Raw genomic sequence first — 6,478 nt, 5'->3', positions numbered from 1 at the left:
GAGACCGACAGCGAAACCGAAGGATAACCGACGCGGCGGCGAGGGTCACGCGGGAATTCACTTTTTCTTCGAGGAGCGAGTCCAGCCTCCGATAGACGGTGGTTCCTCGAACGTCTGCGTCGCGTCCCCGTCGATAGCCAGTCGGGGAGGCGACGCGGCCACGCGTCAGGGAATACTCTCGCCGGCGAACGGGCGGACCGCGACGACCGCCGTGACTGTCTCGACGGAGTTCACACGAGGCCGGCCGAGGCCTCGGCCCGCTGAAGCGAGACGAGAAACACCGTCCCGTCGGGGTCGTTGTCCTCGATGGACATCTCGCCGCCGAACTGAGTGACGAGTTGGTGGCCGAGGGTCAGCCCCACGCCGAGTCCCGCGCTTTCGGCCCCGTTCGTCCGTTCGGAGAAAACGGCCTCGCGCCGGTGTTTCGGGATCCCCGTCCCGTTGTCGGCGACCCTGATCGTGACGGTGTCGCCCTCGGCCACCGCGTCGACGTGGACGGTCGGCGTCTCCTTGTCGTTGTACACCACCCCGTTGTTGACGAGGTTCGCGACGACGGACGAGAGGAGTTCGTTCGCCTTGACGGACGCCTCGGGGACGGACCCGAGCGTCACCTCCGCGCCCCCGTGCAGGCGGGTCGCCTTCTCGACTTCGTTCTCGAGGAGCGCCTCGAGGTTCACGTCGCCGAGCGGGTCCTGATCGTCGGCCATCGCGTCGAGGGCCTGACCGATCATATCCGTCAACTCGAGGATGTGGTTGCCCGACTGTCTGATCTCCTCGAGTATCGACTGCCCGCGCGGATCGACGTGATCGGTCAGCTCCGAGGCCCGACCGACGATGAGACTCACGTCGTTTCGAACGTCGTGGCGGGTGAGGCGGTTCAGGATCGCGAGCCGATCCGAGCGTCGTCTGAGAATTCGTTCCCGCTTTTTTCGTTCGATCGCGTACTGGAGGGTCAAAAGCAGCAGTTCGGGGGTCAGCTTCCCTTTCACGAGGTAGTCCTGCGCCCCTCTCGAAATCGCTTCACCGCCGAGCCGCTGTTCCGGCATCCCGGTCAGAACCACGACGGGGACGTTCGGGTCGACGTCGACCACGGCGTCGACCGTTTCGGCGCCTTCGCTGTCGGGAAGCTGGAGATCGAGGAGAACGACGTCGTACGTTCCCTCACGGAGGCGTGCCGTTCCTCGGTCGAGGTCCTCCTCGTGGGTAAACCGGATGCTCTCGAACTCGCTTTTATCGAGTACGCGTGCGAAAAGACCCGTCTCCTTCGCCGTTTTGTACTGCTCCCGAACGATTCGCGCGTCCGCGGGATTGTCCTCGATCAGCAGCACGGATAGAGCCGTATCGTCAGTCATGCGTTGTTGTGAGATGATGAGACCGCGTCATGAGTCGCCGTCCGGTTCCAGAGTCGCGACGAGCCGGTCCGCGTCGTCGAGCCCCTCGGTCGGGTCGTCGATCTCCGACTCGAGCGTCGCCAGTCGGTCGAGCAGCTGCTCGTAGCGGTCGTCACGCGCCAGCTCCGTCGCCACGAACTCGCTTTCGAGCAGCGCTCGCTTCGCGTTCAACACCAGGTACTCCTGCGTCCTGTCGTCGTAGGAGTCCCTCGTCAACACGTCCGTGACCATCTGCGTGAGCTGCTCTTTCGATCCCGGTTTCGTGAGATACGCGTCGAACGACATGTCGAGGATGTCCAAGTCGGGAGTGATCGCGGTGAGAATGATCACCCGCGTGTCGAACCCCCAGTCGCGTATCTGTGCGAGGACGTCCTCCCCGGACATGCCGGGCATCCGGCGGTCGAGCAGCACGACGTCGACGTCTTCGGACAGCTCAGAGAGCGCGCCCTCCCCGTGATACGCCCGTTTGACCTCGTACTCCTCTTCCAACCAGCCGGCGTACATGTCCACGAGCCGCGGGTCGTCGTCGACGACGAGGACGGTCGGGTCGGGGTCGAGGTACCGTTCCCCCCAAGAGGCCAGCGAGGAGAGTATCGACTGCAGATCCCGCCCGTCGTCGGTCAAGCTGTACTCGACTCGTTTCGGGGATTCGCTCACGACGGTCCTGTCGAGGAGCCCGTTGTCGACGAGCTCCTCGAGGCTCTCGGTGAGGACTTTCGACGAGATCCCCTCCAGGCGTTCCTGGAGCTCGCTGAACCGTAGCGACCCGTCGGTGAACAGTCGCTGGACGATGACCGGATGCCATTTCTTTGAGATTACGTTCATCGCCTCCGTGAGCCGCTCGACGTCTCGGTCGGTTCCGTCTCCCGTCACGGTCGATAATTCGATCGTAACCGGTCTTATTATGCGGGTGGTAAACGACCGATCATTCCGTCCGATTCCGGAGCGGTCTCCGGCCTCGCGGGTCGGAATCGGATTACCAAAGCCGTACTTTTCGGAGGGAGGGCCCAACGGCGATCGATGTGGCCATGGGAACACGTCGCGTTCGGCTATCTGCTCTACTCGGCGTACACGCGCGTCAGACACGGGGAGTCACCGGAGGCGACGTCGACTGTCGCGATGGCGACGGCGGCCGTCCTTCCGGACGTGATCGATAAGCCGCTCGCGTGGGAGTTCGACGTGTTCGCCACGGGGTCCGCGCTCGGGCACTCGGTGTTCGTCGCGGCTCCGCTGCTCGTCGGCGTCGTCGCCCTCTCGCGGAACGCGGACCGCTCGGCGGCGGCGGACGGCTTCGCGGTCGGGTACGCGTCGCACCTGCTCGGCGACCTGCTGCCCGCGAGCGTTCGGAGCGGCGCACTCGTCGCCGACCGCCTCCTCTGGCCGCTCGGATCCGCCCCGCCCGACGGTCACGTCAGCCTCGGCGCCGGCTTCGATCACTACTTCGCGGAGTACCTCGCGTCGATCGTCACGCTCGATCCGACGCCGTACGTAGCTGTGCAAGCCGCGACGCTCCTCGCGACCGTGGCCCTGTGGACGGCGGACGGAACGCCGCCGTTGCCCGACGCGATCGAGGCCGCCCGGACGCGGGGCCGCCGGCTGTTCGGCGACTGACGGCGGACCGGGCGGAGCGCGATCGCTGACCTCGATCACCGCCGCACCGGGGTTACCATCGCTGTAATAACGTGTCTGTGGGGGCGTGAACCGGACATGAAACGACGGGCGGTGCTCGCCGCGGGAGCGACGGTAGCGGGCTCCGTGGTGGCCGGCGCGACGGTCGGTGCAACGCGCGGTGCGAGGGTCGGTGCAACGCGCGGTGCGACGACCGGCGACGATCCCGAGCCGCGCCCGCCGTCGCCGGCGGCGGAGACGACGGTCGAGACCGGAGCGGTGCGCCCGGGGACGAGACGGGAAACCCCCTACTTCGAGGTCGGCTCCGACGACAGCGGGCCGACGGCGGTCGTCGTCGGCGGGGTCCACGGAAACGAGGTGAGCGGCTATCGGGCCGCGGAACGGATCGCTGAGTGGGAGGTGACGGACGGGTCCGTCGTCGTCGTGCCGTGGGCGAACGTCGTCGCCGTTCGCCGGAACGAGCGCGAGGGGCCGGACGGCGACCTCAACCGACAGTTCTCGATCGGCGGGGAGCCCGAGACGCCGCTCGCGCGGAGTCTCTGGGAACTCGTCGCCGCCGCGGACCCGGACGTCGTCGTCGACCTCCACCGGTCGAGGGGGATCTACGGGACGCACGGCCGGTGGGTCGGGCAGGCGCTGTTTCCGACCGCGGCCGGCGGCGCGACGAGCGACGCGGACGCCGTCGCCGACCGCGTGAACGAGGCGGTGGTCCCGGCGTCGATGTGGGCCCACCGGTTCCGGCGCGGCAACACGCTGGGGGGGACGTCTCCCCTGTTGATCCACAAGGTGAGCGCGGACCTCGACACCGCCGGCGTGCTCGTCGAGCTCACGGAGTTCTACCTCGACGTCGACACGCAGGTCCGGTGGACGGAGCTGATCGCCGAACGGTTGCTGTCCCGGCACGGGATCGAACGACGGGGGTCGGCGATATGACGACCGCAGGCGACGACGTGACGAGCGAGAGCGACGGAGGGCCGGGAGCGGACCGCGGCGCCGCGATTGCGGACCGTGACGACGCGATTGCGGACCGCGGCGCCGCGATTGCGGACCGTGACGACGCGATTGCGGACCGCGGCACGTGGTGGACCGTCGTCGCGGGACCCGGCGTGGTGTGTCTCTTTTCACTGCTCACGGTGCCGCTGGTCCTCGGGACGCTCGACGCGCGGCTGCACTCGCCGCTCGCCGCGCCGGGATACGCGCTGTTCGTCGCGCTCACGGTCGTCGGGGAGCGCGTCGTCCCCCAGTTCGCGTTCCGGCTCTACTGGCCCCCGTTTCTGCTCTGCAGTTACGGGGTCGCCGTCGCGGGGGCCGGCGTCGGTCGCGCCTGCCTGCGCGGCTCGGACCGGCTCCGCGGCGCCGCCCGCGAGTGAGACCGCGGCGTCCGGACGGATTAGCAAACCGATAAGCGACGGCTGTCACACAGCCGATGTGAGCGGCGGAGCGGGCGGCGGAACACCCCCGATTTACGCGAACGATTACCATCCCGCACAGGCGTCTGTGGCCGCACGATGTCTGAAGAGGGTACGCGTTCGCTGTTGCATCGCCGAGGGATCATCAAGACGGTGGGGGCGGGCGTCGCGGCGTCCGCCGTCCCCGGCGGAACGGCCGTCGCTTCGGATCACGTCGAGGTCGTCGACATCGTCGAGGCGGGCGCGGACGACACGGGGACCGAGCCGATCGACGACGTGTTCGCGGACCACGCGGGCGACGACACACGGATCGAGTTCCCCGAGGGGCGATACAGGGTCAACGACCTCACCCTGTACGGACTGACGAACTTCGCGATGGTCGGGACCGGAGAGGCGGTCCTCGTCCCCGGCGACGAGTACGACCCGCGCACGTGGATCGCGGGGACGAACAACCGGGACGTCCGCGTCGAGAACTTCGTCATCGACAACACCGGGGAGGGCGTCGGCTCGTCGCTGACCGTTCACGCGTACGACGGGCTCGTCGTTCGCGACGTGACGAAACGCGGCCACCACGACGCCGGCACGGCCGCGTTCGGGTTCCGGGTCATCGAGGCGGACGGAACGGGGACCGTCGAGAGGCTCCGGGCCGCGGACGGCGGCGACAGCGTCGGCATCTACACGGATCCGGTCGGGGAGATAACTTACCGGGACTGCCACGTCGAGCTGTTCGCGAACAACGGGGTCTACGGCTCGCTCGGGACGGGAGCGGTCCACGTCGACGGCGGGCTCTACCGCAACAACAACGTCGCGAGCGTTCGGCTCGGCGCGCCCGGAAGCACCGTGACGGGCGCGACGTTCAGGGTCGACGACCCGCCCGATGACTACGGGAACTGCCGCGCCGTCCGAGTGGCCGACGGCCCCGGACCGGTCGCGATCGAGGACTGCGAGATCCGAATGATCAGCGGCCGCGGGACCGGCGGCGTCGTCGGCGCGTTCAGCGGCGGGTCGTTCACTGTCCGCGACACGGCGATCCACGTGGGGCCGCGGTACACGACGGTCGGCTCCGGCGGCACGCGGACGAGCTACGCGATCCACGTCGACCCGGCGACGGAGGCGGAGGTGGGGAGCCGGACGATCGAGGACACGGTGATCACGGGTGCCGGTGACCGCGTGGCGCCGGTCGAGTTCGCCCGCGACGACAACGAGCTCAGGAACGTCTGCGTCGAGCAGTCGGGCGAAGACCGCGCCGGGATCGTCTTCCACGACAGCGCGGACAACGTCGTCAGCGACTCGACGGTGTCGGTGCCCGGCGAAGCGATCGTCCTCGACGGCGACTCGTCGGTCGACAGAGACGGCGTCTCGACGGACGGGAGCTGTGCGTGGCCGACCGAGGGCGAAGCGGTCGGTGACGACGGCGGCGAGGCGGCCGGGACCGCCGGCGGCGAGGCGGGCGGGGCCGCCGACGCCCCGCCGACGGACGGGGACCGCATCACGATCGGCGGCGGCGGCTCGGCGGCGCGCTACGAGTTCACCGTCGACGGCGACGTCGAGAGATCGGCCGCGGGCGACGCGGCGGTTGACGACGGCGACGCGATCGCCGACAACGGCACCGTCACCGGGCGGGCGACTGACGAGCCGGACGCGTACGCCTTCGACGGCGTCCTTACGGACTTCGAGGCGGCCGACGACGTGGATGTCGCGATCAACGGGGAGTCGGTTCCCCCCGAGCTTATCGGGCCGAACGTCCTGACGGTCGTCGGGAAGGGCGAGACCGTCCGCTACGAGTTCGAGGTGACCGGCAGCGTCGCGAAGTCCACGGCCTACGGGGGGACGATAAACGACTTCGACGAGGTCCGCTCGGACGGCACCGTCGCCGGCCGCACGACCGACGAAGCGGACTCGTACAGCTGTATCGGCGTGGCGTCCTCGTTCGAGGCGGCCGGACCGGTGGAGGTGTACGCGGACGGGGAGCTCGTCACAGACGTCTGACTCGCCCAGGCGGACCGACCGAGAGTCGGGTTTACGCTCCCGATATAGATACGTCGCCGG

Annotated in this window: 6 protein-coding genes; 4 read left to right on the top strand and 2 right to left on the bottom strand. The window is 68.6% G+C overall.

Going from position 1 to position 6,478, the window contains the following annotated elements; all coding sequences use genetic code 11:
- Positions 1-230: 230 nt before the first annotated feature.
- Together DJ73_RS09210 and DJ73_RS09205 are read right to left on the bottom strand one after the other, a co-directional pair.
- Positions 231-1,352, bottom strand: a complete 1,122-nt coding sequence (locus tag DJ73_RS09210) for a hybrid sensor histidine kinase/response regulator (RefSeq protein WP_094525755.1) — start codon at positions 1,350-1,352, stop codon at positions 231-233.
- A gap of 27 nt (positions 1,353-1,379) precedes the next feature.
- Positions 1,380-2,264, bottom strand: a complete 885-nt coding sequence (locus DJ73_RS09205) for a winged helix-turn-helix transcriptional regulator (protein ID WP_241881413.1) — start codon at positions 2,262-2,264, stop codon at positions 1,380-1,382.
- A 147-nt stretch (positions 2,265-2,411) separates the two neighbouring features.
- On the opposite strand from DJ73_RS09205, the gene DJ73_RS09200 reads away from it, so the two are divergent.
- The 4 genes from DJ73_RS09200 to DJ73_RS09185 all read left to right on the top strand — a co-directional run bounded on the left by DJ73_RS09200 (position 2,412) and on the right by DJ73_RS09185 (position 6,418).
- Complete coding sequence (locus tag DJ73_RS09200; RefSeq protein WP_094525754.1) at positions 2,412-3,002, top strand: metal-dependent hydrolase; 591 nt, start codon at positions 2,412-2,414, stop codon at positions 3,000-3,002.
- Between the two features lie 96 nt (positions 3,003-3,098).
- Positions 3,099-3,953: a succinylglutamate desuccinylase/aspartoacylase family protein gene (locus DJ73_RS09195; protein ID WP_094525753.1), complete on the top strand. Its 855-nt coding sequence runs from the start codon at positions 3,099-3,101 to the stop codon at positions 3,951-3,953.
- Complete coding sequence (locus DJ73_RS20610) at positions 3,950-4,390, top strand: hypothetical protein (RefSeq protein ID WP_217900435.1); 441 nt, start codon at positions 3,950-3,952, stop codon at positions 4,388-4,390. The genes DJ73_RS09195 and DJ73_RS20610 overlap by 4 nt, the downstream gene beginning before the upstream one ends.
- Before the next feature lie 138 nt (positions 4,391-4,528).
- Complete coding sequence (locus tag DJ73_RS09185; RefSeq protein WP_176451109.1) at positions 4,529-6,418, top strand: hypothetical protein; 1,890 nt, start codon at positions 4,529-4,531, stop codon at positions 6,416-6,418.
- Positions 6,419-6,478: the final 60 nt, after the last annotated feature.

The sequence above is a fragment of the Halorubrum sp. Ea1 genome (assembly GCF_002252965.1).
Classification (GTDB): domain Archaea; phylum Halobacteriota; class Halobacteria; order Halobacteriales; family Haloferacaceae; genus Halorubrum.
Note: the sequence above shows the minus strand (reverse complement) of the source record. Positions and strands in the feature narration are given on the sequence as shown.